The sequence below is a fragment of the Micromonospora sp. AP08 genome, assembly GCF_008085935.1.
GTDB classification, from domain to species: Bacteria; Actinomycetota; Actinomycetes; order Mycobacteriales; family Micromonosporaceae; genus Micromonospora; species Micromonospora chersina.
In genome coordinates this window covers 75728-101764 of sequence record NZ_VSEZ01000003.1, presented here as the reverse complement: position 1 = coordinate 101764, position 26037 = coordinate 75728, and the positions used below count along the sequence as shown (strand labels likewise).

The window sequence follows — 26037 nt, the reverse complement described above, 5'->3', positions numbered from 1 at the left end:
CTGGCCCTGCCGGTGTCACTACTCCGAAGTAGGTTGTGACCACTCCGTGACTGGATCGACCGATGTGGACATCCCCTCCACCAGCTCCGGGGCCTGCGGCTGGCGGGGCGCCAGCTCGACCTGTGCGGGAGCGGCCAGCTCCTGGTCGGAGACGCCCAGCTCGGCCAGCTTGCGGGCGCTGACCAGCACCCGCGCCTCCAGCGAGCCGACCGCCCGGTTGTAGGCCGTCACCGCCCCGCCCAGCGCGCCGCCGAGCTTGCCGACGTGATCGCCCAGGGTGGACAGCCGCCCGTAGAGCTCGCGGGCCAGCGAGTGCACAGTGAGGGCGTTGCGGGCCAGCGCCTCCTGCCGCCAGGAGTAGGCCACCGTGCGCAGCAGCGCCACCAGGGTGGCCGGCGTGGCCAGCACGACGTTGCGGGCGAAGGCGTGCTCCAGCAGCGACGGGTCGCGCTGCAGCGCCACGTCGAGGAACGGGTCGGCCGGCACGAACAGCACCACGAACTCGGGAGTCTGGTCGAACGCCGCCCAGTAGGTCTTGGCGGCGAGCCCGTCGACGTGCGCCCGCAGGTGCCGCGCGTGCGCGTCGAGGTGGGTGTCCCGCCCCCGCTCGTCGCGCGCCTCCATGGCGGTCAGGTAGGCGTCGAAGGGCGCCTTGGCGTCGACCACCACCGTGCGGCCGCCGTGCAGCCGGACCACCAGGTCGGGGCGGACGCCCTGGTGGTCGGTGGCCGCGGTGACCTGCTCGTTGAAGTCGCAGTGCTCCAGCATGCCGGCCGCCTCGACGATGCGGCGCAGCTGGTGCTCGCCCCACCGGCCGCGCACCTGCGGGGCGCGCAGCGCCGCGACGAGCTGCTTGGTCTCGGTGCGCAGCTCGCCGGAGACCGCGCTCATCGACCGCACCTGCTCGCGCAGCTCGGCGTAGGCGTCGACCCGGTCGCGCTCCAGCTCGGCGACCCGCTGCTCGTAGCGGCGGAGGGTGTCGTGCAGCGGGGCCACGGCCCGGGCCACCGCCTCCTGGGACTGCGCGGTCGCCTCGTAGCTGAGCGCCCGCATCGACTGCTCCAGCCGCCCCTCGCCCTCGCGGGTGGCGGCCAGCGTCGCCTCCAGCCGGGCGATCTCGGTCGCCGAGCGGGACCGGGCGGCCAGCCAGCCCACCGCGCCGCCCGCGGCGAGGCAGAGCACCACCACGGCCAGCGTCGAGAAGCTCATGCCGAAGAGCTTGCCAAACGGGTACGACGTGCGCCCGCTGGGTACGTTCGAGGCCATGGAGGTTGCCCTGTGGGTGGTCCTGATCCTGATGCTCGGAGGTGCGCTCGTGTTCTGGCGGTGGGGGAGCAGGTCCCGGCGGGCCACCGAGCTGGCCGACGCGCGCGCCGAGGCGCAGCGCTGGTACGAGCGGCTCGGTGGGCAGTTGATGAACCTGCACGGGGACGCCCCGGCCGTCCGCCAGGCGCTGGCCGACGCGGGTGAGCGGTACAACGCGGCCGGTTCCCAGCTGGAGCAGGCCCGCACCCCGCACCAGTTCGCGCTGGCCCGGGAGACCGCGCTGGAGGGGCTGGCGTACATCCGCGCGGCGCGTACCGCCATGGGCATCGACCCGGGCCCGGAGCTGCCGCCGCTGGCCGCCGCCCGCGGCGCGGGGATGCTCACCAAGGAGCGCGAGGTCAATGTGCAGGGGCAGACCTACCGGGCCGGACCCCAGCCGGGAAACCAGACGCCCTACTACTACCCCGGCGGAAACTGGCAGGGCCGGCCGGTGCCGGCCGGCTGGTACTCGACCCCCTGGTGGAAGACGGCGCTCGGCACCGGGGCCGGCGTGCTCGGCGGCATCCTGATCGCCGACGCGCTCTTCTCGCCCGCCTTCGCCGACCCGGGCTACGGCTACGAGGCCGGCTACCAGGAGGGCTTCAACGACGGCTTCGACGACGGCCAGGACCAGGGCGGCGACTTCGGCGACCAGGGCCAGGACGTCGGGGACCAGGGCCAGGACTTCGCCGGCCAGGGCGACTACGCCGCCGGGGACTTCGGCGGCGGAGACTTCGGCGGCGGAGACTTCGGTGGGGGCGACTTCGGTGGGGGCGACTTCGGCGGCGGCGACTGGTAGCCCGCCCGCGCGGACGACGAAGGCCCCGGTCGGCGCGACCGGGGCCTTCCTCGTCGACCGGGGTCAGCCGGTGTTGCGCATGCCGGCGGCGATCCCGTTGACCGTGGTGAGCAGCGCCCGCTCCAGCGCCGTGCCGTCGTTCGGGGCGCGGCGGCCGCCCGGCGCGGTGGCCACGGCCCGGCCCGCGGCGCCGGAGTCCCGGTACTGGCGTAGCAGGGCCACCTGGAGGTGGTGCAGCGGCTCCAGGTAGGTGTCCCGCACGGCCAGGGTGCGCTGGAGCACGGGCGAGTTGTCCAGCAGCGCCGGCGAGGCGGTGACCGCCAGCACCTCCTGCTTGGTCAGCTCGTACTCCTGCTCGATCTTCTCGAAGATCGGGTGCAGCTTCTTCGGGACCAGGGTCTCCACGTAGCGCCGGGCGATGCTCAGGTCGGTCTTGGTCAGCATCATCTCGACGTTGGACAGGAACGTGCGGAAGAAGTGCCAGTTCCGGTTCATCTCGGCGAGCACGTCCGCCAGCCCGGCCGCCCGCGCCGCGGCCAGCCCGGAGCCCACGCCGAACCAGCCGGGCACGATCTGCCGGGTCTGCGTCCAGCCGAACACCCACGGGATGGCCCGCAGGCCGGCCAGCCCGGCGCCGGTGTTCGGCCGCTTCGCCGGCCGGGAGCCGATGTTCAGCGCGCCGAGCAGCTCGGTCGGGGTGGAGGCCCAGAAGTAGGCCGGCAGGTCCGGGTCCTCGACCAGGGACCGGTAGCGCCGGAAGGCCGACTCGGAGACCACGTCCATGGTGGCGTCCCAGCGCTCCAGCATCTCGGCCGGCTGCCGGGGCGCGGTGTGCAGCAGCGTCGCCTGGAGCACCGCCGCCACGGTCAGCTCCAGGTTCTCCCGGGCCAGCGCGGGCAGCGTGTACTTGTCGGAGATGACCTCGCCCTGCTCGGTCACCTTGATCGCGCCGTCGAGGGTGCCGTACGGCTGGGCCAGGATGGCGTCGTGGGTGGGGCCGCCGCCCCGGCCGACCGTGCCGCCCCGGCCGTGGAAGAGCCGCAGGTGTACGCCGTGCCGGGCGGCCACGTCCCGCAGCGCCCGCTGGGCCCGGTGGATGGACCACTGGCTCGTGGTGATGCCCGCCTCCTTGTTCGAGTCGGAGTAGCCCAGCATCACCTCCTGCACGTCGCCGCGGGCCGCCACGAGCGCCCGGTAGGCCGGCAGGGACAGCAGCTCGTCGAGGATCTCGCCGCCGGCGTTCAGCTCGGTCGGGGTCTCCAGCAGCGGCACGATCCCGATCCGGGCCCGGCCGCTGTGCACGTCGACCAGGCCGGCCTCGCGGGCCAGCACCACCGCGGCGAGCACGTCGTCCACGCCGAGGGTCATCGAGATGATGTACGACTCGATCACCTCGGCGCCGAACCGGTCCTGCGCCTCGCGGATCGCCCCGAACACGTCGAACGTCTTCTGCGCCGACTCGGTGAGCGGGCTGTCCTGGGTGGAGAGCGGCCGGCGGCCGGCCAGCTCGTCGGCGAGCAGCTTGGTGCGCTCCAGCCGGGTCAGCGACGGGTAGTCGGACACCTCGCCGACCGCCGCGTAGAGCTGGGTGAGCACCTCGTGGTGCTTCTCGGCGTGCTCCCGGACGTCCATGGTGGCCAGGTGCAGCCCGAACGCGGAGACCGTACGGATGGTCGAGGCGAGCCGGCCCACGGCGGTGAGCTGCCCGGAGTTGCGGGCCAGCGAGGCGCGCAGCAGCTCCAGGTCGGCGATCAGCTCGGCGGAGCCGCGGTAGTCCCGCCCCGGCACGTGCGGGGTGCCGGCGCGCAGCCGCTCCCGGGTGTTGGCCAGCTTGGCCTTCACGCAGCGCGCCTTGAGCCGGTAGGGCTCCTCGGCGTTGACCCGGCGGAACCGGGGCGCCACCTCGGGCAGCGCGTCCAGGTCGCTGGCCAGGCTGGCGGAGAGGTCGAGGGAGACCGCGCGCAGCCGGCGGGAGACGCTGACCTCGTTGATCAGCTCGTCCATCGCCTTCTCGGTGGCCTCGATGCCGTGCTCGTGCTGGATGCGCAGCACCTCGCGGGTGACCGCCGGGGTGACGAACGGGTTGCCGTCCCGGTCGCCGCCGATCCAGGTGCCGAACGTCAGCGGGCGGGCGGTCGGCGAGGTCTCCACACCGAGGGTGCGCAGCGTGTCGGCGAGGTCGTCGAGGACCTGCGGGGCGGCCTCGGCGTGCAGGTCGCGCAGGTAGTAGATGGCGTTGCGCGCCTCGTCGGTCGGGTCCGGCCGGTCCAGCCGCAGCTCGTCGGTCTGCCACATGAGGTCGAGCAGCTCGGCCAGGCGCCGGTTGGCCGGGCCCTCGTCGCTGGCGCCGTAGAGGATGGCGTTGGCGGTCTCGGCGTCCAGCTCGTCGGCGACGGCGCGCAGCTTGGACAGGATGGACCGGCGGGCCGCCTCGGTGGGGTGGGCGGTGAAGACCGGGCGTACCGCGAGCCGGCGGGCCGCCGCCGCGATCTCCTCGGCCGGCACCCCGCGCTCGGCGATCATCTTGGCGGCCTGGTCCAGCCAGCCGCCGTGGGTGGCCCGCCGCCGGCGCAGGTCGCGGGCCCGGTGCACCTGCTCGGTGATGTTGGCCAGGTGGAAGTAGGTGGAGAAGGCACGGGCCAGCTTGGTGCCGGTGGTGACGTCGAGCCCACCGAGGCGCTGGGCGGCGGCCGGCGGGTCGGAGCGGACCTGGGCGCGGATCTCCTCGACGAGGTCGAGCAGCGGCCGCCCCTCCTGCCGGGCGAGGGTCTGCCCGAGCAGCGTGCCGAGGCGGCGGATGTCGGCCCGCAGAGCGGCGTCGGGGCCGTCGTGGTCGTGCTGGTCGGTCACGGTGCGCTCCTTACGCGAGTACGAAGGACAGCGCTGTCCGACTCCCTGGATGGTATCCGCGCCAGCCCCGGCGGCAGGAGGGGGACCGCGTGATGATCTGCACTCTGGGACGAGCCGGCGCGCTCAGCCATGGGCCGCCGGCGCCCCGGGTGCGTCGGGGTGGGCGCGCGCCCGGGCGGCCCGCCGGTGCGCCCGGAAGACCGTCGCGGTGACCAGACCGAGGATCCCGAGCAGGGTCCAGATGGTGAGCCCGGACAGCGCCCAGCCCGTCGAGCGGCGGTCGAAGTAGACCGCCGACTTGATCAGGTCGGTGGCCAGGCCGGGCACGTTCCAGCGGTGCATCCCGCGCAGCCAGGCCGGCAGGAACTCCGGGGCGTAGATGCCGCCCGAGCCGGGGTTGCCGAGCACCACCAGCAGCAGGATCACGATGCCGGTGCCGAGCAGCCCGAGCCAGGCCTGCACGGCGCTGGCCACCATGGCGGCGGCGAAGACCGCCAGCGCGCCGACCGCCGCGACCGCCGGGATGTCGTGGTGCCAGACGTCGAGCACCGGGCCGACGACGGCGGCCCCGACGATCCCGAGCACGGCCGAGTAGACCGCCAGGGCGGCGACCCGCAGCCCGGCCCGGGGCAGGCTGACCGGGGCGGTGCCGGTCCGCAGGCCCAGCGCCGTGGAGGCCAGGTAGCCGCCGAGCACGTAGCCGACCGCCAGGTAGAAGGGCACCAGGCCGCGCGGGTCGGTCGACTCGACCGGCACCTCGTCGGTGACCTGGATCGGCAGGTTCGCCTGCTGGGCGGCCTGCCCGAGCACCTGGGTCACCAGTTCGGCGGCGGCCGGGGCGGAGGCCGAGGCGACGGTCAGGCGCAGCCCGTTGTCCGGGCCGGAGGTGAGCACCCCGTACACCTTTCGGCTGGTCAGGCCGTCGTCGGCGGCGCCCGGGTCGTCGTACTCGATGGGTTCGATCTTGTTGGTGCGCTGGCGCACGGCGGCCATGACGGCCTGGGCGCGCTGGTCGCCGAGGACCACCCCGACCGGCACGTCGCGCGGGGTGGGCTGGTGCAGCGCGCCGACGTAGGCGGCGATGAACGCGGTGGCCAGGGCGAGCGTGCCGAGCAGCAGCGCCGCCGTGCGGGGTAGCCAGTCGCGTACCGGAAGGTTCCGCTGCGCCTCGTCCACGCGCTCAGCCTATTGCCCGCATATGCCCGACCCGGGCGGTTTCTTCCGGCGGAAATTCGCTGGCCCGGCCCGATAGCTTCGGATCATGGCGCTGCCCCACTACCCCCCGAAGCCGAAGCCGGGCGACCGCGTCGCGGTCGTCTCGCCCTCCGCCGGCCTGCCGGGCCTCTTCCCGCACGTGTACGAGTTGGGCCTGCGCCGGCTCCGCGAGGAGTTCGGGCTGGAGCCGGTGGAGTATCCGACCACCCGGCAGATGGGGGCCGACCCGCGCGACCGGGCGCGGGACCTGACCGCCGCCTTCGCCGACCCGAGCGTCAGCGCCGTGCTCGCCACGGTCGGCGGGGACGACCTGATCACGGTCACCCCGTTCCTGGACGACGCGGTGCTGCGGGCCAACCCGAAGCCGTACTACGGCTACTCGGACAACACCAACGTCCTCAACCACCTCTACCGGCTGGGGATCGTGGCCTACCACGGCGGCTCGGTGCTCGTGCACCTCGGCCGGTCCGGCGCACCCCACCCGCTCACCTTCGACTCACTGCGGGCCGCGCTGTTCACCTCCGGCTGGTACGACCTGACCCCGGCGCCCGAGTGGGGCGACGAGCCGCGCGACTGGCGGGACCCGGCGACCCTGGCCGACGAGCCGGTGATGTTCCCCGGCGAGGGCTGGCGCTGGCACGGGCCGGCCCGGGTCGTCCAGGGACGCACCTGGGGCGGCTGCCTGGAGATCATCCACTGGCTGATGGCGACCGACCGGGTGCCGTCGGCGGCCGAGCTGGCCGGGTCCGTGCTCGTCGTCGAGACCTCCAACGAGCTGCCCGGCGCGCAGGAGGTCTTCCGGACCGTGCGGAACCTGGGCGAGCGCGGGCTGCTCGCCGGCTTCCCGGCCATCGTGGTCGGCCGGCCCAAGGCGTGGGACTTCGAGAAGCCGCACAGCCTGGACGAGCGGCTGGCCTGGGGCGAGGCGCAGCGGGAGGCGATCCTCCGGGCCCTCGCGCCGTACGCCGACGACCCCGTGGTGGTCTTCGACGTCGACCTCGGCCACACCGACCCGCAGCTGATCATCCCGTACGGCGGGGAGATCCGCGTCGACGCCGTCGAGCACCGGATCGCCGTGCGCTACTGAGCGGCGTCAGGCGCCGACCGAGGCGAAGGCGCGGACCGGGAAGGTGCCCATGCCGGCGACCCGCGGCGGGGCGGCGGTGAACCGGAACCCCACCGGGGGCAGGGCGGCCAGGTTGGTCAGGTGCTCGACGATCGGCACCCCGGCGGCGAGCAGGGCGCTGTGCGCCGGGCGCTCGCCGGCGGCCGCCGGGGTCATGTCGTCGATGTTGATCGAGTCGATGCCGACCAGCGCCGTCCCCGCCTCGACCAGCCAGTCCGCGCCGTCGGCGGTCAGGTACGGCGCGTCGGGGCCGGCGTACCGGTCGGTGCCGAAGTGGGTGTCCCAGCCGGTGTGCAGCAGCACCGCCCGGCCCGCCACCTCGTACGGGGCCAGCATGAGGCGGTCCACCGCCCGGGTGCCGGCGGGCACCCGGACCACGAGCCCGGGCAGGTCGGCGAGGCGGTCCAGCGGGACGCCGGTCAGGTCGGAGCCGTCCGCCCAGCGGTGCGCCGGCGCGTCCACGTAGGTGCCGGTGTTGGCGATCATGTCGATCCGCGCCACGTGGAACTCGACGCCCGGCGCGTAGCGCTCGCGGGACGCCTCGCGGGTCAGCCAGTCGGTGACCCGGGGCGGCTGCCAGCCGGGCAGGGTGACCATGCCGTCGGTGATGACGTGGCTGAGCTCGACGAGCCGCCGCCCGCCGGCCGCCGGGACGGCCACCCCGCGGCCGCCCTTGTGCGGCTCCTCGATCACCGTCCGGTTGGTGATCCGCACCTCGCCGACCATGAGCAGCCCGAGGTGCCGGACGAGGAGCGCGGCCAGCTCGTCGTCGGTGATCTCCGGGCCCGGGATGTCGAGCCGGAAGCCGTCGGTCCGCAACCCGCCGCCGTTGGAAAAGATCACCTCGGCGTCGAAGACCGCCCGGTACTCACCCATCATGCGCCCCACCGCACCACGCCGGTCGCGACCCGGTCAAGATCGATCTCGGGGCGCGCGGCTGCGGCCCGGAATGTCCGGGCAGGGAGATAGTCTCGAACGGTGCCACCCCCCGTCCGCACCGGACGCGGGGTTGTCGCCGTGCGCCGACCTCCTGGAAGTGATCACAGATGCTCACCGGCCTCTTCTCCGCCGCCCTGGCCGACCCCGGGCTGGCCCGGGCGCGTGACCTGGCGCGCTCCGGTGCCGCTCAGGTCGACGGCCTCGACCTCACCGCCCCGGCCGCGCTGCGCCCGTTCGCCGTCGCCGCCGTCGCGGCCGACGAGCCGGCCGGCGGCGCGGGCCGTCCCGTGCTGGCCGTGACGGCCACCACCCGCGAGGCCGACGACCTGGCCGCCGCCCTGGGCAGCCTGCTGCCCCCGGAGCAGGTGGCGGTCTTCCCGTCCTGGGAGACGCTGCCGCACGAGCGGCTCTCGCCCCGCTCCGACACCGTCGGGCGGCGGCTGGCCGTGCTGCGCCGGCTCGCCCACCCCGGCTCGGCCGACGCGCACGGCCGCACCGGCCCGCTGCGGGTCGTCGTGGCGCCCGTCCGCTCCCTGCTCCAGCCGCAGCTCAAGGGGCTCGGCGACCTGGAGCCCGTGCAGCTCGCCGCCGGCGACGAGGCGGACCTGGAGGAGGTCGCCCGCCGGCTCACCGACATGGCGTACGCCCGGGTCGACCTGGTCACCAAGCGCGGCGAGTTCGCCGTGCGGGGCGGCATCCTCGACGTCTTCCCGCCCACCGACGAGCACCCGTCCCGGGTCGAGTTCTGGGGCGACGAGGTGGAGGAGATCCGCACCTTCGCCGTCGCCGACCAGCGCACCATCGAAGGCGTGCCGCAGCTCTGGGCGCCGCCCTGCCGTGAGCTGCTGCTCACCCCCGGCGTGCGCAAGCGGGCCGCCGCGCTCGCGCAGGAGCACCCCGAGCTGGCCGAGATCCTCGACAAGCTGGCCGAGGGCATCCCGGTCGAGGGGATGGAGTCCCTGGCGCCGGCGCTGATCGGCGCCGACTCGATGGAGCTGCTGGTCGACTGCATGCCGGCCGGCACCCACGTGCTGCTCTGCGACCCGGAGCGGATCCGCACCCGGGCGCACGACCTGGTGCGTACCTCCGACGAGTTCCTCCAGGCCAGCTGGGCCGCGGCCGCCGTCGGGGGCCAGGCACCGGTCGACCTCGGCGCCGCCGCCTTCAAGACCCTCGCCGACGTACGCACGGCGGCCCGCGCGCTGCGCCAGCCCTGGTGGACGCTCGCCCCGTTCGGCCTGGTCGAGGCGGAGGCCGCGCCCGCCCGGCAGCCCTGGGAGGACGAGCCCACCGAGGTCGACGTCACCCCGGACGACGCCATCGCCGTGACGCTGGCCGCCCAGCCCGCCCCGCTCTACCACGGCGAGACCGCCCGGGTGGTCGACGACCTCAAGCGCTGGGCCGGCGAGGGCTGGTCGATCGCGCTGGTCTTCGAGGGGCACGGCCCCGCCCAGCGGGCCGTCGAGGTGCTCCGCGACGCCGGCCTCGGCGCCCAGCTCATCGAGGAGGTGCCGGCCGCGCCCAGCCCCGGCGACGTGCTGGTCTCCTGCGGCTGCCTGACGGCCGGCTTCGTCGACGAGGCGTCCCGGTTCGTGCTGCTGACCGGCAACGACGTCACCGGCGGCCGGGGCACCTCCACCCGTGACATGCGCAAGATGCCGAGCCGGCGGCGCAACACCATCGACCCGCTGGAGCTGAAGGCCGGCGACCACGTGGTGCACGAGCAGCACGGCATCGGCCGGTACGTCGAGCTGGTCCAGCGCACGGTCAACGGCGCGAGCCGGGAATACCTGGTCATCGAATACGCGCCGAGCAAGCGTGGCCAGCCCGGCGACCGCCTCTTCGTCCCCACCGACCAGCTCGACCAGCTCTCCCGCTACGTCGGCGGCGAGCAGCCCACCCTGCACAAGATGGGCGGCTCGGACTGGCAGAAGTCGAAGGCCCGGGCCCGCAAGGCGGTCCGCGAGATCGCCGCGCAGCTCATCCAGCTCTACGCCGCCCGCAAGGCGTCGAAGGGGCACTCGTTCGGCCCGGACACCCCGTGGCAGCGGGAGCTGGAGGACGCGTTCCCCTGGCAGGAGACGCCCGACCAGCTCGCCGCCATCGAAGAGGTCAAGCGGGACATGGAGCAGACCGTTCCGATGGACCGGCTGATCTGCGGCGACGTCGGCTACGGCAAGACCGAGATCGCGGTCCGGGCGGCGTTCAAGGCGGTGCAGGACGGCAAGCAGGTGGCCGTGCTGGTGCCCACCACCCTGCTGGTGCAGCAGCACTACAACACCTTCGCCGAGCGGATGAGCCAGTTCCCGATCACCATCCGGCAGCTGTCCCGGTTCCAGACGCCGAAGGAGACCGAGCGGACGCTGGAGATGGTCGCCGACGGCACCGTCGACGTCGTCATCGGCACCCACCGGCTGCTCCAGTCGGCCACCCGGTTCAAGTCCCTCGGGCTGGTCATCATCGACGAGGAACAGCGCTTCGGCGTCGAGCACAAGGAGCACCTGAAGACGCTGCGCGCCTCGGTCGACGTGCTGGCCATGTCGGCCACCCCGATCCCGCGCACCCTGGAGATGGCGATCACCGGCATCCGGGAGATGTCCACCATCGCCACCCCGCCGGAGGAGCGGCACCCGGTGCTGACCTTCGTGGGTGCGTACGACGACCGGCAGGTGGCCGCCTCCATCCACCGCGAGCTGCTCCGCGACGGGCAGGTCTTCTACCTGCACAACCGGGTCGAGTCGATCGACAAGGCGGCCCGCCGGATCCGCGAGCTGGTGCCCGAGGCCCGGGTCGCCGTGGCGCACGGCCAGATGGGCGAGGAAGCCCTCGAAAAGGTGATGGTCGGCTTCTGGGAGAAGGAGTTCGACGTCCTGGTCTGCACCACGATCGTCGAGTCCGGCATCGACATCCCCAACGCCAACACCCTCATCGTCGAGCGGGCCGACCTGCTCGGCCTGGCCCAGCTGCACCAGATCCGCGGCCGGGTCGGCCGGGGTCGGGAGCGGGCGTACGCCTACTTCCTCTACCCGCCGGACAAGCCGCTCACCGAGAACGCGCACGAGCGGCTGGCCACCATCGCCCAGCACACCGAGCTGGGCGCCGGCATGTACGTGGCCATGAAGGACCTGGAGATCCGGGGCGCCGGCAACCTGCTCGGCGGCGAGCAGTCCGGGCACATCGAGGGCGTCGGCTTCGACCTCTACGTCCGGATGGTCGGCGAGGCGGTCTCCGCGTTCAAGGGTGAGCACACGGAGGAGGAGGCCGAGGTCAAGGTGGACCTCCCCATCGACGCGCACCTGCCGCACGACTACGTCGGCGTGGAGCGGCTGCGCCTGGAGATGTACCGCAAGCTGGCCGAGGCCCGCGACGAGGAGCGGCTGCGCGAGGTGGTCGCCGAGATGACGGACCGCTACGGCGAGCCGCCCGCGCCGGTGCAGAACCTGGTCGCGGTGGCCCGGTTCCGGCTGCTGGCCCGCCGGTACGGCCTCACCGACGTGTCGATGCAGGGCAAGCACATCCGGTTCGGCCCGCTGCCGCTGCCCGACTCGAAGCAGCTCCGGCTCAAGCGCTACCACCCCGACTCGGTCTACAAGCAGGCGCTCGACCAGGTCAGCGTGCCCCGGCCGAGCACCCGGCGGGTCGGCGGCGAGCCGCTGCGCGACCAGGCGCTGCTGGAGTGGTGCGCCCAGCTCCTCTCCGACGTCCTCGGCGAACCCGCGGTCGCGCAGGCCGCCGGGGCGGGGGCGCGGTGAGGTGGGCGGCGTCACAGCCGGCTTCCGGCCGTGAGAGAGTGGCCGTCATGCGTGCTCGCCGTCTTGTCGCCGTCGCCAGCGTGGCGGTCGGCCTCGTCGCCCTCACCGGTTGCCGTACCGAGCCCGGGGTCGCCGCCTACATCGGTGACCACCGGGTCACCGAGGACCAGGTCACCTCGATCCTCGACGAGATGCGGGACGGCCTCTCCGCCTCGCCCGCCACCGCGCAGCAGGCCCCCGCGCTGCTGCCGGGCCGGGACCAGGTGGTGGCCACCCTGGTGCTGCTGGACGTGTGCCGGGGCCTCTCCGCCGACAAGGGCTACCAGCCGCAGGGGCAGGTCAGCCCGGCGCAGGTCGCCCAGCAGACGGGCCTGCCGGCCGACGCCGCCTACCCGCAGCGGGTGGCCGAGTTCTACACCTGCCTGTCCGGCGTGCCCGCCGGTGAGCAGGCGGCTCCCAGCAAGGAGGACATGGCGGCCGTGATCGCGGCGGGCCGCTCGGCCGGCGCCATCCCGCCGGACGTCAGCGACGCGGACGCGGCGGGCCAGCTCGACGGTTCGCAGCTCCGGTCCGCGCTGGCCACCCGGAAGGTGCTCGCCGACGCGATCGGCGGCTACGACGTCTCGGTGAACCCGCGCTACCGCCCGCTGCTCTTCCCGCTGCTCAGCTTCAAGGGCGACGTCGCGGCGGTCTCCGTGCCGCTGGGCGAGTCCGGCTCCGCGGTCACCGAGATCTCCACGCCGGAGCCCGAGTCGACCGAGCCGGGCGCGGTCGAGCCGAGTGCGTCGGTGGCGCCCTGAGCATGACCGCGCGCATCGTCCTGCTGGTCACCTCGCCCCGGCTGCCGGCCGGCCTGCTGACCGCGGCCGCCTGGGACGTCGTACGCTCCGCGCCGGTGCTGGCGGGCGCGGAGAGCGAGCTGGCCACGGCGGTCCGGTCGACGGGCGCCGAGGTCAGCGTGGTGACCGCGGGCGCCACGCAGGCGTTGCTCGACGCGGCGGCCGCGCACGGCAGCGCGGTCTGGCTGGCCGGTCCGGCCGGCGACGAGGCGCTCGCCCGCGAGCTGGGGCTGCGGCTGGCCCGCCAACCCGGCCTCGCCGAGCTGGAGCTCATGTACGGGTCCTGGGACCCGCCGGGGGCCCGGCTGCTCGACGCGGTCGAGGTGATGGACCGGCTGGCCTCCCCGGGCGGTGACCCGTGGAAGCGGGCGCAGACCCACCGTAGCCTGGCGGGCTTCCTGCTGGAGGAGTGCTACGAGGCGTACGACGCGATCAGCGCCGACGACACCGACGCGCTCCGCGAGGAACTGGGCGACGTGCTGCTCCAGGTGCTGCTGCACGCCCGGCTGGCCGAGGACCTGCCGGAGGGCAAGCGCTGGACGGTCGACGACGTGGCCGGCGGCCTGGTCGACAAGATGGTCCGCCGCAACCCGCACGTCTTCTCCGGTGAGCAGGCCGGCTCGATCGAGGAGATCGAGGCGAACTGGGAGCGGATCAAGCGGGCCGAGAAGACCCGCGAGTCGGTGCTGGACGGCATCGCGTTGAGCCAGCCCGCGCTCGCCCTGGCCGCGAAGATCCTGGACCGCGCCGGCCGGATCGGTCTGGCCGTCCCGCCGCCGCTGGCGGAGTCGCAGGTCGACCCCGAGGCGCGGCTCGGCGCCGGCCTCCTGGCCACGGTCGCCGCCGCGAGACAGGCCGGCATCGACCCCGAGGCCGCCCTCCGCCGCGCCACCCTGGCGTACGCGGAGGCCGTCCGCGCCGCCGAACGCGCCACCCGCCCCGACGCCCCTGAGCGTTGATCATGAGGTTGGCGGTGCGGAGTGCCGGTTTCGACCCGGCCAACCTCATGATCAACGGAAGGTCGGCCGGGGCACGCGGGGGTCGGTAGGGTTTCCGGCATGGAGTCGTTCGTGCCGCTCGCTGAGCGGATTGTCGAGGCGTTGCTGGAGAGCCGGCCCGGGCTGGCCACGTCGGCCGGTGACCACCGGTACGACGACCGGCTGCCCGACCTGTCCGCCGATGCCCTCGCCGCCGACCAGGCGATGCTGAAGGACGCGGCCGACGCGCTCTCCGAGATCGACCCCGACTCGCTCGACGTCGAGGAACGCGTCGACCACGCGCTGCTCAGCAGCATGGTCGACCGTGGGCTGTTCGAGGCGACCGAGATCCGCGGCCACGAGTGGGACCCGCTGCGGCACAACCCGGGCCCGCTGCTGCACGCCCTCATGGCCCGCCCGTACGCGCCGGTCGAGGAGCGGTTGACCTCCCTGGCCGGGCGGCTGGCGGCCGTACCCGACGCGCTGGCGACCGCGCGCGCGACGCTGCGCGACATGCCGCGGATCCACGCCGAGACGGCGGTCGGGCAGTTCACCGGCACGGCGGCGCTGATCCGCGACGAGATGCCCGGGCTGCTCGCCGAGGCGCCCGCGCTGCACGACCGGGTCGAGCCGGCCGCCACCGCGGCGATCGCCGCGCTGGAGGAGTTCGTGGCGTGGCTGCGCATCGGCCTGGCCGCCGACGCCGGCCCGGGGCGCGACCCCCGGCTGGGCCGGCGGCGCTGGGAGGCGCGGCTGTGGCACACCCTCGACACCGAGCTGAGCGCCGCAGAGGTCCAGCGCCGCGCCTGGGACAACCTCGACCGGGTCACCGCGGAGATCCGCGCGGCGGCCGTCGAGCTGGTCGGCGGCCCGGCCGACGACGAGACGGTCCGCCGGGCGCTGGACCTGCTCGCCGCCGAGCACCCGGACGACGCCACCATCGTGGACCTCGCCTCGGTCACCCTCGACGAGGCGAGCGACTTCGTCCGGGCCCACGACCTGATCAGCCTGGTCGACGACCCGTGCGTGATCCAGGAGATGCCGGAGTTCGCCCGGGGCGTGGCGGTGGCCTACTGCGACTCGCCCGGCCCGCTGGAGACGGCCGACGTGCCGACCTTCTACTGCATCGCGCCCACCCCGGCGGACTGGCCGGCGCAGCGGGTCGAGTCGTTCTACCGCGAATACAACGACCACATGGTCCGCAACCTGACCGTGCACGAGGCGATGCCGGGCCACTTCCTCCAGCTCGCCCACGCTCGCCGCTACGCCGGCCCGACGCGGGTCCGCGCGCTCACCGAGTCCGGGGTGTTCATCGAGGGCTGGGCGGTCTACACCGAGGAGCTGATGGCCGGGCTCGGCTTCGGCGGGCTGCCGGTCCGGCTCCAGCAGCTCAAGATGCAGCTCCGGATGACCATCAACGCGCTGCTCGACCAGCTCGTGCACTGTGAGGACCTGCCCGAGTCCGAGGCCATGGCGTTGATGACCGGGCGCGGCTTCCAGGAGGAGGGCGAGGCGGCCGGCAAGTGGCGGCGGGCGCTGCTCACCTCGACCCAGCTCTCCACCTACTTCGTCGGCTACAGCGAGATGGCCGACATCGCCCGCGCCCGTCCCGACGGGGTGTCGGTGCGCGACTGGCACGACGCCATGCTGGCGCACGACTGCCCGCCGCCCCGCCACCTGCGGACCCTGCTGGGGATCTGAGCCTCAGCGTGACCCGCGGGCCGCGGCCGCGTCGACCAGCCAGCGCGACAGGGAGTACGCCGGGGGAAGTTCGGCCGGCAGCGCGTCCACCGGGAACCAGCGCGCCTCGGTCAGCTCCGCCGGGTCGACCACCGGCTCGGCCGCCGGGTCGGTGACGGTGGCGGTGAAGCCCGCGAGCAGGGTGCTCGGCCCGGACATGGCCCAGGGCTGGCTGTCCACATAGGTGGGCCGGCCGATGGCCAGCCCGACCTCCTCGGCGACCTCCCGGTGCGCGGCCGCCTCCAGCGACTCGCCCGCCTCGACGAACCCGGCGACCAGCGCCCACAGTTCGGTCGGCCCGTACGCGTGCCGGACCAGCAGCAGCTCGTCGGGGCCGCCGGTCGGGCCGGGGCGGGTGATCGCCACCAGCACCGCGACGGAGAGCGGCAGGAACCCGGTCAGCCCGCAGGCGGGGCAGCGCCGCGCGGTCTCGCCGGGCACGTCGGTCAGTTCGGCCCGGCACGCCCCGCACCAGCGGTGCGTACGCCGCCAGGTGACCACGGCGAGCGCCCGCCCGGCCAGGGCGGCGTGCGGCTCGGGCAGGTCGGCGGCCAGGCTCCGCCAGCCCCGCCAGCGGCCCGGCAGCGCGTCGGGGTCGGTGACCTCGGCCGCCCAGGCCGGCACCCCGTCCAGCGTGCCGACCGGCACCCAGCCGATCCCGGCGGGCAGTTCGCCGATCCGAACCAGCCGCCCGTCCGCGCCGGTGAGCAGCTTGCGCCCGGCCACCGCGAGGGCCAGGTCGTTCGGGTCCGGCGGCCGGCCGTGATCGCCGGCGGGAAGGAAGCGGGCCGGGCCGGCGCCCGTTGCGCCCGTCCGGTCCGGTTCGTCGGCGTCGCCGGGCGTGCGGGTTCCGGCGCCGCCGGGGCTCACGACCTGGTCCGGCGGCTGTCCACCACGGCCGCCCCGGCCGGCAGGTCGAAGGCGGCGGACTCGACCGTGTCGCTGTAGCGGCTCAGGGTGACCTCTTCCGGCTTGCCGTCGAGGGTGCCGGTGAAGCTGCCCAGCACCCCCTCGGTGGTCACGCAGGCGGTGAAGTGGTCGCCGGATCCGGTGACGTCGACGCAGGTGGCGTGGTGCCCGGCCAGCGTGGTGTCGGTCTGCTCGATGATCGCCCCGGGGTTGAGCGCCGCATCGGTGAGCAGCCGGATCACGGCCGGCGGGGTGACCAGCCCGTGCTCGCGCGCCTCGCCGTACACGATCACCGACGGCTTGCCGGCGGTCAGCACCGGCGGCGACACCGTGCAGGAGGTACGCCCGGCCACGCTGTGGCACCGGCTCACCGCCTCCTGGGTCACCGTGATCTTGCCGTCGGGCCAGGTGTACGTGGAGCGCAGCGGCTCCTCGGTCTGCGCGATCGAGGCGGTCCGCCCGCCGCTGAGCCGGTATTCGGCGGCCCAGGTCTGCTCCAGCGCCCGGTCCATCCGGGCGGCGAGGTCGTTGACCAGGTCGGCCCGCCCGAGGGCGACCCCGGTGTCGTCGAGGGCCTGGCAGCCGGTGACCGAGAGCGACACGATGGCCGAGGCGGCGAGCACGCGGAGAGTCGTCGAGGCGGCGGGCATGGTGCCCAGCCTTGTCGATCGACGCAAGCTCTCGCAAACCCGTTGTCGGTTGAGGCCCGCTAATCCGGGAATGTCCGTGTCGCCCGTCGCCGTGGGCGGGATTCGCGTGAGGGTCCGCGTGGGGGCCAGGTTCCCTCGCGGTCAGTCACCGGATGCCGCCCCGCGACAGGTACGTGAGGGCGGGGACCGATACGCTGCGTTCAACACCTGCCTCAGCCGCACCGTCGCGGCCCATACCGGACCGGAACACACAAACGAGGAGCGACTCAGTGGCAACCATCGAGGGAATCGTCGCCCGGGAGATCCTGGACTCGCGGGGCAACCCGACGGTCGAGGTCGAGGTCGGGCTCGACGACGGCACGATCGCCCGCGCCGCGGTGCCGTCCGGCGCCTCCACCGGCGCCTTCGAGGCGATCGAGCTGCGCGACGGTGACAAGGACCGCTACCTGGGCAAGGGTGTCGAGAAGGCCGTCGCCAACATCGAGGACAAGATCGTCGACCAGCTCATCGGCTACGAGGCCAGCGAGCAGCGGCTGATCGACCAGAAGATGATCGACATCGACGGCACGGACAACAAGGCCGAGCTGGGCGCCAACGCCATCCTGGGCGTCTCGCTGGCCGTGGCGAAGGCCGCCGCGGGCAGCGCCGAGCTGAGCCTCTTCCGCTACCTGGGCGGCCCGAACGCGCACCTGCTCCCGGTGCCGATGATGAACATCCTCAACGGCGGCGCGCACGCCGACTCGAACGTCGACATCCAGGAGTTCATGATCGCGCCGATCGGCGCGCCCACCTTCCGCGACGCGCTCCGCTCCGGTGCCGAGGTCTACCACGCGCTCAAGTCGGTGCTGAAGAAGAGGGACCTGTCGACCGGCCTCGGCGACGAGGGCGGCTTCGCCCCGAACCTGCCGACCAACGCCGCCGCGCTCGACCTGATCGCCGAGGCCGTGGAGAAGGCCGGCTACCGGCTGGGCACCGACATCGTCTTCGCGCTCGACGTGGCCGCCACCGAGTTCTTCGACAACGGCAGCTACACCTTCGAGGGCAGCGCGAAGAGCGCCGAGGAGATGAGCAACTACTACACCAAGCTCGCCGGCGACTACCCGATCGTCTCCATCGAGGACCCGCTCGCCGAGGACGACTGGAGCGGCTGGGCCACCCTCACGGCGGCGCTCGGCGACCGCATCCAGATCGTCGGCGACGACCTGTTCGTGACCAACCCGCAGCGCATCGCCCGGGGCATCACCGAGAAGGCCGCCAACGCGGTGCTCGTGAAGGTCAACCAGATCGGCTCGCTCACCGAGACCCTGGACGCCGTGGACCTGGCCCACCGGGCCGGCTTCAAGTGCATGATGAGCCACCGCTCCGGCGAGACCGAGGACACCACCATCGCCGACCTGGCGGTCGCCACCGGCTGTGGCCAGATCAAGACCGGCGCCCCGGCCCGCTCCGACCGGGTCGCGAAGTACAACCAGCTCCTGCGGATCGAGGAGGAGCTGGCCGACGCGGCGCGGTACGCCGGCGCCGGCGCGTTCCCGCGCTACCGTTCGGCCTGAGCGAGAGCTCCGGGGGAGGGGTGTGACGATGCAGCAGCGCCGCACACCGGGTGGCCAGCGGCCCGCCCGTCGGCCGGGTCAGGCCGGCCGGCCGGGCGGGGCCCGGGTCCGGTCGACGGCCCGCGACGCCGGCGTCCGCGCCGAGCCGCGCGCCGCCGGCCGGTCGCCCGCCGCCACCCGCGCCACCGAGGGGGTACGCTCCGCGAGCCGTCCCGCGGCGGCCCGGCGTACCGCGGCCGGTGGCACGGTCAAGCGGCTCACCGCACCCCAACCCCGGCGCTTCACGGGGCGCGCCACCGTGCTCTTCGCGGTGCTGATCGCGCTCGCCCTGGCGTACACCTATCCGGTCCGGGTCTACCTCGACCAGCAGACGGACATCGAGCGGATGGAGGCGTCCCAGGCCGCCCAGCGCCGGGAGATCGAGCGGCTCACGCTCGAGGCGGAGAAGTGGCACGACCCGGCGTACATCGAGACGCAGGCCCGGGAGCGGTTCTTCATGGGCCGGCCCGGCGAGACGCTGCTGGTGGTGCTCTCCGACCCGGACGGGGCCGCCAAGGACGCCGGCAAGGGCGCGAAGCCGGGGCCGCCGAAGCCGCCCGACCCCTGGTACGACACGCTGTGGTCGAGCGTGCAGGCGGCCAACGCCGAGCGCCCGGACAAGTGACCGACAGACGAGAGAGGCACCCTTGAGCGTCGTACCACCGCAGGATCCGGCGGCGGATTCCGTACCCCCGCCGGAGCGCCAGCCGGCCACCGAGGCCGACCTGGCCGCGGTGGCCGCGCAGCTCGGACGCCCGCCCCGCGGCACCCGGGCGGTGGCCCACCGGTGCCCGTGCGGCCTGCCCGACGTGGTGGAGACGACGCCCCGGCTGGCCGACGGCACCCCGTTCCCGACGCTGTTCTACCTGACCTGCCCGCGGGCCACCGCGGCGTGCAGCCGGCTGGAGTCCGCCGGGCTCATGAAGGAGATGGCCGAACGGCTCGCCGAGGACCCGGAGCTGGCCGCCCGCTACCGGGCCGCGCACGAGGACTACCTGGCCCGCCGGGAGGCGATCGGCCAGGTGCCGGAGATCGCCGGCATCTCCGCGGGCGGCATGCCGGGGCGGGTCAAGTGCCTGCACGTGCACCTCGGGCACGCGCTCGCCGCCGGGCCGGGGGTCAACCCGCTCGGCGACGAGACCCTCGCCCTGGTGGAGAAGTGGTGGGCCGCCGGGCCCTGCGTGGACGTGCCCGCGGGGGAGTGAGATGAGCGCCGTCGACGAGATCGTGGTCCGCCGCGCCCGCACCGCCGACGTGCGGGGCATCCGGCGGCTGGTGGACACCTACACCGACGACCGGCGGCTGCTCAGCAAGGCCACCGTCACCCTCTACGAGGACGTGCAGGAGTTCCGGGTGGCGGTCACGGCCGACGGCGCGGTGGTCGGCTGCGGCGCGCTGCACGTCATGTGGGAGGACCTGGCCGAGATCCGCACGGTGGCCGTCGACCCGTCCTGCCGGGGGCACAAGATCGGGCACCGGATCGTGGGCGAGCTGATCGACGCGGCCCGCGAGCTGGGCGTCGCCCGGATCTTCGTGCTCACCTTCGAGACCGGTTTCTTCGGCTCGTTCGGTTTCCGCGAGATCGACGGCGCCCCGGTGCCGCAGCCCGTCTACGAGCAGCTGCTCCGCTCCTATGACGAGGGCGTCGCGGAGTTCCTCGACCTGGAACGGGTCAAGCCGAACACCCTCGGCAACAGCCGCATGCTGCTGCGCCTCTGACCCGCCTCCACGTGCGGCGCGGATGTCCCGCGACGCCGGCGCGGTCCGCCACCGCCTCACCCCGCTCGGCGCCCACCTGCTCGGCCGCCCCACGGCCGACGAGTGATCCGCTCGACGGCCGCTCCCGCTGCCGTAGGGTGACAGCCGTGACGACGCGTGTGGCCGCCATCGACTGCGGGACCAACTCGATCCGACTGCTGGTCGCCGACCTGCCCGAGCCGTCCGCCGGGCCCCAGGCCCCGCTGGTCGACCTGAGCCGCCGGATGGAGATCGTCCGGTTGGGCCAGGGCGTGGACAGGACCGGGCGGCTCGCCCCGGAGGCGATCGAGCGCACCCGGGTCGCGCTCGCCGACTACGCGGCGGAGATCGAGAAGCTGGGCGCCGAGAAGGTCCGGATGTGCGCCACCTCCGCCTCCCGCGACGCGTCCAACGCCGCCGACTTCCGAAGGATGGTCGAGGAGACCCTCGGCGTGGCGCCCGAGGTGGTCACCGGCGACGAGGAGGCCCGGCTCTCCTTCACCGGCGCCGTCCGCGGCCTGCCCGCCGACGCCGAACCGCCGTACCTGGTGGTCGACATCGGCGGCGGCTCCACCGAGTTCGTGGTCGGCACCCGCGAGGGCGGCGTGCAGGGGGCCATCTCCATGGACATCGGCTGTGTCCGGATGACCGAGCGCCACCTGCACGGCGACCCGCCCGGCCTGGACGAGGTCGCCGCCGCGCAGGCCGACATCGCGGTCGCGGTGGACCGGGCGCTCACCGCCGTCCCGGGCCGGGAGGCCGCCACCCTGGTCGGGCTCGCCGGGTCGGTCACCACCGTGGTCGCCATCGCCCAGGGCCTCCAGGAGTACGACCCGGAGCGCATCCACCACGCCCGGGTGTCGTACGACCAGGTCGCCGAGGTCACCGCCGACCTGCTGGGCAAGACCCGCGAGCAGCGGCTGGCCATCCCGGTGATGCACCCCGGGCGGGCCGACGTGATCGGCGCGGGCGCGCTGGTGCTGCGAGTGATCATGGAGCGCGCCGGAATGCCCTCGGTGGTCGCCTCCGAACACGACATCCTCGACGGCATCGCCTGGAGCCTCTCGCCAGCAGTGAGCTAGCTGGATTTGCTGGCCAGGGGCGGTATGATTTCCATATGGTGACTACTGTCAATCTGCCGGACGGATTGCACGAACGGCTCAAGCAGCTTGCTGAGCAGGAGCACCGCTCGATGAACGCCACCATCGTCGTGGCGGTTGAGGAGTACGTCTCGGCGCACAGCCACCGTGCCCGTGTGCGCGATCTTGCTCGCGAGGTCGCCGAGCGCGACGCCGAGCTGTTGCGGCGGTTGGCGGAGTGACCAACTTCCTCGAGGTCGACGACCTCGTGGAGATCGCCTCGGTCGTGCTGGGTGAGACGCCGCAGGTCCGCGACTTTGGCCTGCTCTCGTCGGCGGTGGTCCGCCCCGCTGCGGTGGCGTTTGGTCAGGAGGCCTACACCGACCTGTGGAGTAAGGCCGCCGCGCTACTTCATTCCGTCTGCATGAACCACGCGCTGATCGATGGGAACGAGCGTCTTGCCTGGGCGGCGGCGCGCGTGTTCCTGGCCCTCAACGAGGTGCCAATTCAGGATGTCGACGATCAGGCCGAAGCTCTCGTGATGTCGGTGGCCAGCGGCACCCTGGCCGAGGTCTCCGACATCGCCCGCGAGTTTCGCAAGCTCTACGTCTGACTGGTCGGGCGTCCAGGGTCGGTGGATGGCGGTCAGGCGGATCAAACCGACATCCTCTCCGACGACTTCGAGGCCAGCAGCGGCTTCTACCGGGAGGTGATCGGTGAGCCGTCGGCGGCTCACCGCGAGCGCTGGCGCGGCCAGTCCGACGACCGGTCGGACCGGACCGCGGAGCCGCCGGACAGCAGCCCGGCCCAGTCCGAACGGCCGGCCCAGTCCGAACCGCCCGCCCCGGCGGAAGCGCCGGTCCGAACCGGCTCCGGCTCGGGGGTCCTCTGTGGCGTGCCCAGCCCGAGACCGTCCACGCCCAGCGGGCGGTCCCGTGGGGTCGCGGGCGGGATGATCTCGTCCGCCTGCAGCGACGCGGGGGTGTCGTCGGCGGGCTGCGGCCACCGTTGCCAACGGCGGATGCTCACGACCCCGACGAGGAGCAGCGAGCCGACCAGGAGCGTCGTTCCGGTCCGGAGCGGTGCCGCCAGGTCGACCGGGTGGCCGCTCAGGGTCAGTTCGTGGTCGAACAGTTTCGTCACCGTGGTCGGGCTGACCAGCAGGCCCAGGTAGCTGGCCGAGTAGGCCAGTCCGGTCAGCGCCGCGCCTAGGGGGGAGAAGCGGAGCGTGGCGATGAGCCCGAGCACGATCCCGGCGGCGGCCAGCACCAGCGCGGGTCGAACGAAATCGCCGCTGTCGAGCGCGCCGCCGTTCTGTGCGGCGGCGAACGCCCGTTCCGACCGGTCCTGACCGAGGGCGAAGAGTATCCAGGCCAGCGGGCCGACGATGGCCGCGGCGAGCACGGTTCCGAGGTGTCGCATCGGGGGACCGTACCGATGTTCCGCGTCGATGAGCAGGCCCCATAAGGGAAAATTAAGTTGATCCGCGCGCGACGGTCAGGTGCGTTCGGTGGCGAGGCGGGCGCCGAAGCCGAGCAGCGCCACCCCGGTCAGGCCGTCCAGCCAGCGCCGGACCCGCCGCCGGGACAGCAGGTCCCGGGCCCGGTCCAGCGCCGCGACCAGGACCAGCAGGTACGCGAGGCTGAGCACGGCGTGGCTGAGCGCGAAGGCGAGCAGCGTGCCGGTCGGTGCGGCGCCGCCGACGAACTGGGGGAGCACGGCCAGGTAGAACGCCAGCACCTTCGGGTTGGTGATGTTGGACAGGAAGCCCTGCCGGAACCCGGTCAGCGCCTGCCCCGGTGTGGCGGTGGCGGCGCCGGCCAGGGACGGGTAGTCGCCGCGCCAGGCCGACCGCCACGCCTGCACCCCGAGGTACGCCAGGTAGGCCACGCCGGCCCAGCGGATCGCCTCGAACAGCGGCTGGGAGCGGACGATGAGTGCGCCGAGCCCGGCGGCGGCGACGACCCCCTGCACCGCGTTGGAGGCGGTCACGCCGATCGCGCTCCACCTGCCCCGGCGCCTACCGGCGGCGAGCGTGTTGCGGGTGACCACGGCGAAGTCCGGCCCCGGGATGAGGATCAGCACGGTGGCGAAGACGAGGAAGGACGCGTAGCTGCTCCACGACATGCCCCGAGCCTACGCAGCTACCATGTTCTTGACGGTACTACGCAATCCACACTAGTGTGCGGAGCGTGGATACGACGCAGCTCCTCAAGGGCGTGCTCGACCTGGCCGTTCTCGCCGTGCTCAAGGAGGAGGACGGCTACGGTTACGACATCCTCCGCCGGCTGCGCGAGGCCGGCCTGGAGGAGGTCGGCGACGCCTCGGTCTACGGCACCCTGCGCCGGCTCTTCGCCGCCGGCCTGCTGACCACCTACGTGGTGCCGAGCGAGTCCGGTCCCCACCGCAAGTACTACTCACTCAACGCCGCCGGCCGGGACCAGCTCACCCGCTCCGGCAAGACCTGGCGCTCCTTCGCCACCACCATGGACGCACTGCTCGACGATCGGGGGATGGCGGCATGACCGTCACGGGGCAGGAGATCGCGGACTACGTCGAGCGGGTGCGGGCCGCCCTGGCCGACCTGCCGCCCGCCGTGCGCGACGAGTTGACCGAGGACCTGCCGGAGCACCTCGCCGAGGTGGCCGCCGAGACCGACGGCACCCTGGTCGACCGGCTGGGCGAGCCGGAGGCGTACGCGGCCGAACTGCGGGCCGCCGCCGGCGCCGAGGCGGGAGTCGGCCCGGGGCGCCGGGGCCGGCGACTGGCCGCCGCGCGGGCGCGTGCCGGCGTCCAGCTCCGCGCCCTCGACACCCAGCTCGGCCCGCTGCTCGGCCAGTCCTCGGTGAGCGAGTTCCTCCGCCCGCTGCGCCCGGCCTGGTGGCTGCTGCGCGGCTGGCTCGCGGCGCTGGTGATCTCGGTGGTGCTCCAGGAGCCGTCCGGCTTGCTTCCCCGGCTCAACGGCAGCGTGCTGGCCGGCCTGTTCCTGCTCGCCGGCACGGTCCTCGCCTCCGTCTGGCTGGGCCGGCGCGCACCCGGCCTCCGGGGCTGGCCGCGGCGGCTGCTGCGACTGGGCACCGCGGCGTTCCTGGTCTTCTCCTTCGCGATGCTGGTCAACGTCGACCAGCACGCCAGCTCCGACCAGTTCGGCAGCTACCAGGAGGTGTCGGTCGACCACCGGTACGACCGGATCGAGGACGTCTTCGTCTACGACCAGGAGGGGCGGCTGGTCCGCAACGCCCAGCTCTTCGACCAGAACGGCGTGCCGATCCGGCTCGGCTGGCCGAGCTGCCTGGATGCGAGCGGCAACATGCCCGCGCCGCGCAACGCCTACCCGTACTGCCCCGACCGGGCGCCCTTCGGGCCGCCGGCGCCGGCCGCGCCGACCCTGAACGCCCCGCCCGCGCCGGGCGCGAGCGTCGCCCCGGCCCCCGGCGGGAGCGTGGCCCCCGCGCCGAGCGAAAGCGCCGTCCCCGCGCCGACCGTGAGCCCGTCGACCGCGCCCGGCGCGAGCACGCCGACACCCGCGCCGACCCGCTGAAGCCGACCTCCGAGGGGCGCCCGCCGACCGGCGGGCGCCCCTCGGAGCGTCCACGGTGGAGGGCCGCGTGGGGCGCCGGAGCGCCCGGCGGTCCGGCGGTCCGGCCCGGCGGCGGTGACGGACCGGTCCGGGAGACGAACAGGAGGTGAATGCCACTGTTCTTTCGTCTTCCCCGGGCCGGTGAGCGCGTGGCACGCTACCCGCACGTAACACCCACTGTGCGACCAGCCAACGATGACTGACCGCTAGGAGGACGGGACCATGGGCGAGATGGTGAGCTTCACCGGCAACGGGGGGACGAGCGAGGGGTATCTCGCGATACCCTCCGGCGGTGCGGCCAGCCCGGCGGTCATCGTCATCCAGGACTGGTGGGGCCTGGTGCCCCACGTCCGGGCGGTCGTGGACCGCTTCGCGGAGGCCGGCTTCGTCGCCCTGGCGCCCGACTTCCGGCACGGCGGCCCGGCGAGCAAGCCGAGTGAGCCCCGGCAGATGCTGAACAGCACCCAGATGGACGAGGCGGCGAGCGACATCGCGGCCGCCGCCGAATACCTCGCCAACCGGCCCGAGGTCGCCGGCAAGGTCGGCTGCGCCGGGTTCTGCGCCGGCGCCAGCCTGGCGCTCTGGTCCGGCACGTTCTCCGAGCGGATCGTCGCCACCGCCGGCTTCTACCCGCGGCTGCCCTGGGAGGGCATGCGCACCGGCGTGGCGGACAACGCCGGCCGCACCGACTGGGCCGGCTACGCCGGCAAAGCCGCGCTCGTCCACTGCTCCGAGGCGGACGGCCTCTCCGCCGCCGACGGGGTGCAGAGCGTACGCCGGGCCATCGAGGCGGCCGGCGGCACCTGCCAGACCTACGACTACCCGGGCACCGCGCACGCGTTCTTCAACGAGGACCGGCCGGAGCACTTCGACCAGCGGGCCGCCGCCACCGCCTGGGCCCGCACCCTGGAACTCTTCCGGGCCAAGCTTGGCTGAGCCGCGTACCCC

24 protein-coding genes are annotated in these 26037 nt (G+C 73.9%); 16 read left to right on the top strand and 8 right to left on the bottom strand.

Annotation, left to right across the window (positions count from 1 at the left end; genetic code table 11):
• Nucleotides 1–18 precede the first annotated feature (18 nt).
• Nucleotides 19–1209: a DNA recombination protein RmuC gene (locus tag FXF50_RS06835; RefSeq protein WP_148426378.1), complete on the bottom strand. Its 1191-nt coding sequence runs from the start codon at nucleotides 1207–1209 to the stop codon at nucleotides 19–21.
• Nucleotides 1210–1264: 55 nt separating this feature from the next.
• On the opposite strand from FXF50_RS06835, the gene FXF50_RS06830 reads away from it, so the two are divergent.
• Entirely contained in the window at nucleotides 1265–2104 is an 840-nt protein-coding gene (locus FXF50_RS06830) for a DUF2076 domain-containing protein (protein ID WP_148426377.1), read from the top strand.
• A gap of 63 nt (nucleotides 2105–2167) precedes the next feature.
• On the opposite strand, the gene ppc is transcribed toward FXF50_RS06830, so the two are convergent.
• Complete coding sequence (gene ppc, locus FXF50_RS06825) at nucleotides 2168–4954, bottom strand: phosphoenolpyruvate carboxylase (protein ID WP_148426376.1); 2787 nt, start codon at nucleotides 4952–4954, stop codon at nucleotides 2168–2170.
• A gap of 123 nt (nucleotides 4955–5077) precedes the next feature.
• Entirely contained in the window at nucleotides 5078–6130 is a 1053-nt protein-coding gene (locus FXF50_RS06820; RefSeq protein ID WP_148426375.1) for a hypothetical protein, read from the bottom strand.
• Nucleotides 6131–6215: 85 nt separating this feature from the next.
• Here FXF50_RS06820 and FXF50_RS06815 point away from each other — a divergent pair, with 85 nt between their 5' ends.
• A complete protein-coding gene (locus FXF50_RS06815) occupies nucleotides 6216–7256 on the top strand; it encodes a S66 peptidase family protein (RefSeq protein WP_148426374.1) in 1041 nt (346 codons plus the stop codon).
• 6 nt (nucleotides 7257–7262) lie between these two features.
• Here the strand turns inward: FXF50_RS06815 and FXF50_RS06810 are convergent, their stop codons facing one another.
• Nucleotides 7263–8171, bottom strand: a complete 909-nt coding sequence (locus FXF50_RS06810; RefSeq protein WP_148426642.1) for a cyclase family protein — start codon at nucleotides 8169–8171, stop codon at nucleotides 7263–7265.
• Between the two features lie 170 nt (nucleotides 8172–8341).
• Between FXF50_RS06810 and mfd the strand changes: the two genes are divergently transcribed.
• The 4 genes from mfd to FXF50_RS06790 all read left to right on the top strand — a co-directional run bounded on the left by mfd (nucleotide 8342) and on the right by FXF50_RS06790 (nucleotide 15503).
• Nucleotides 8342–11986, top strand: a complete 3645-nt coding sequence (gene mfd / locus FXF50_RS06805) for a transcription-repair coupling factor (RefSeq protein WP_148426373.1) — start codon at nucleotides 8342–8344, stop codon at nucleotides 11984–11986.
• A 47-nt stretch (nucleotides 11987–12033) separates the two neighbouring features.
• On the top strand, nucleotides 12034–12786 hold the full coding sequence (locus tag FXF50_RS06800) for a hypothetical protein (protein ID WP_148426372.1): 753 nt from the start codon (nucleotides 12034–12036) through the stop codon (nucleotides 12784–12786).
• Between the two features lie 2 nt (nucleotides 12787–12788).
• Complete coding sequence (locus tag FXF50_RS06795; protein ID WP_148426371.1) at nucleotides 12789–13784, top strand: nucleoside triphosphate pyrophosphohydrolase; 996 nt, start codon at nucleotides 12789–12791, stop codon at nucleotides 13782–13784.
• A 99-nt stretch (nucleotides 13785–13883) separates the two neighbouring features.
• Nucleotides 13884–15503, top strand: a complete 1620-nt coding sequence (locus FXF50_RS06790) for a DUF885 domain-containing protein (RefSeq protein WP_148426370.1) — start codon at nucleotides 13884–13886, stop codon at nucleotides 15501–15503.
• A 3-nt stretch (nucleotides 15504–15506) separates the two neighbouring features.
• On the opposite strand, the gene FXF50_RS06785 is transcribed toward FXF50_RS06790, so the two are convergent.
• Together FXF50_RS06785 and FXF50_RS06780 are read right to left on the bottom strand one after the other, a co-directional pair.
• The gene (locus FXF50_RS06785; RefSeq protein WP_148426369.1) at nucleotides 15507–16412 is read right to left on the bottom strand and encodes an NAD(+) diphosphatase; all 906 of its coding nucleotides are present in this window, start codon (nucleotides 16410–16412) and stop codon (nucleotides 15507–15509) included.
• Nucleotides 16409–17101, bottom strand: coding sequence for a hypothetical protein (locus tag FXF50_RS06780; RefSeq protein ID WP_148426368.1), 693 nt, complete (start codon nucleotides 17099–17101; stop codon nucleotides 16409–16411). Before FXF50_RS06780 ends, FXF50_RS06785 begins: the two co-directional genes overlap by 4 nt.
• Before the next feature lie 269 nt (nucleotides 17102–17370).
• On the opposite strand from FXF50_RS06780, the gene eno reads away from it, so the two are divergent.
• The 7 genes from eno (at nucleotide 17371) to FXF50_RS06745 (ending at nucleotide 22122) form a co-directional block, all read left to right on the top strand.
• On the top strand, nucleotides 17371–18654 hold the full coding sequence (eno, locus tag FXF50_RS06775) for a phosphopyruvate hydratase (RefSeq protein WP_148426367.1): 1284 nt from the start codon (nucleotides 17371–17373) through the stop codon (nucleotides 18652–18654).
• 28 nt (nucleotides 18655–18682) lie between these two features.
• The gene (locus FXF50_RS06770; protein WP_148426366.1) at nucleotides 18683–19318 is read left to right on the top strand and encodes a septum formation initiator family protein; all 636 of its coding nucleotides are present in this window, start codon (nucleotides 18683–18685) and stop codon (nucleotides 19316–19318) included.
• Nucleotides 19319–19340: 22 nt separating this feature from the next.
• The gene (locus FXF50_RS06765; protein ID WP_148426365.1) at nucleotides 19341–19898 is read left to right on the top strand and encodes a DUF501 domain-containing protein; all 558 of its coding nucleotides are present in this window, start codon (nucleotides 19341–19343) and stop codon (nucleotides 19896–19898) included.
• Between the two features lies 1 nt (nucleotide 19899).
• Complete coding sequence (locus FXF50_RS06760; protein WP_148426364.1) at nucleotides 19900–20412, top strand: amino-acid N-acetyltransferase; 513 nt, start codon at nucleotides 19900–19902, stop codon at nucleotides 20410–20412.
• Nucleotides 20413–20570: 158 nt separating this feature from the next.
• On the top strand, nucleotides 20571–21512 hold the full coding sequence (locus FXF50_RS06755) for a Ppx/GppA phosphatase family protein (RefSeq protein ID WP_148426641.1): 942 nt from the start codon (nucleotides 20571–20573) through the stop codon (nucleotides 21510–21512).
• Nucleotides 21513–21547: 35 nt separating this feature from the next.
• Nucleotides 21548–21751 (top strand): Arc family DNA-binding protein, encoded by a 204-nt coding sequence (locus tag FXF50_RS06750; protein WP_148426363.1) that lies wholly within the window; start codon nucleotides 21548–21550, stop codon nucleotides 21749–21751.
• The gene (locus FXF50_RS06745) at nucleotides 21748–22122 is read left to right on the top strand and encodes a type II toxin-antitoxin system death-on-curing family toxin (protein ID WP_148426362.1); all 375 of its coding nucleotides are present in this window, start codon (nucleotides 21748–21750) and stop codon (nucleotides 22120–22122) included. The genes FXF50_RS06750 and FXF50_RS06745 overlap by 4 nt, the downstream gene beginning before the upstream one ends.
• Before the next feature lie 119 nt (nucleotides 22123–22241).
• Here the strand turns inward: FXF50_RS06745 and FXF50_RS06740 are convergent, their stop codons facing one another.
• The gene (locus FXF50_RS06740) at nucleotides 22242–22931 is read right to left on the bottom strand and encodes a hypothetical protein (protein WP_255509925.1); all 690 of its coding nucleotides are present in this window, start codon (nucleotides 22929–22931) and stop codon (nucleotides 22242–22244) included.
• A gap of 75 nt (nucleotides 22932–23006) precedes the next feature.
• Complete coding sequence (locus tag FXF50_RS06735) at nucleotides 23007–23636, bottom strand: LysE family translocator (protein WP_148426361.1); 630 nt, start codon at nucleotides 23634–23636, stop codon at nucleotides 23007–23009.
• Nucleotides 23637–23701: 65 nt separating this feature from the next.
• Here FXF50_RS06735 and FXF50_RS06730 point away from each other — a divergent pair, with 65 nt between their 5' ends.
• The 3 genes from FXF50_RS06730 to FXF50_RS06720 all read left to right on the top strand — a co-directional run bounded on the left by FXF50_RS06730 (nucleotide 23702) and on the right by FXF50_RS06720 (nucleotide 26025).
• Nucleotides 23702–24034, top strand: coding sequence for a PadR family transcriptional regulator (locus FXF50_RS06730; RefSeq protein ID WP_091313871.1), 333 nt, complete (start codon nucleotides 23702–23704; stop codon nucleotides 24032–24034).
• Nucleotides 24031–25050, top strand: a complete 1020-nt coding sequence (locus FXF50_RS06725; protein ID WP_148426360.1) for a hypothetical protein — start codon at nucleotides 24031–24033, stop codon at nucleotides 25048–25050. Before FXF50_RS06730 ends, FXF50_RS06725 begins: the two co-directional genes overlap by 4 nt.
• A 261-nt stretch (nucleotides 25051–25311) precedes the next feature.
• Nucleotides 25312–26025, top strand: coding sequence for a dienelactone hydrolase family protein (locus tag FXF50_RS06720; RefSeq protein ID WP_148426359.1), 714 nt, complete (start codon nucleotides 25312–25314; stop codon nucleotides 26023–26025).
• Nucleotides 26026–26037: the final 12 nt, after the last annotated feature.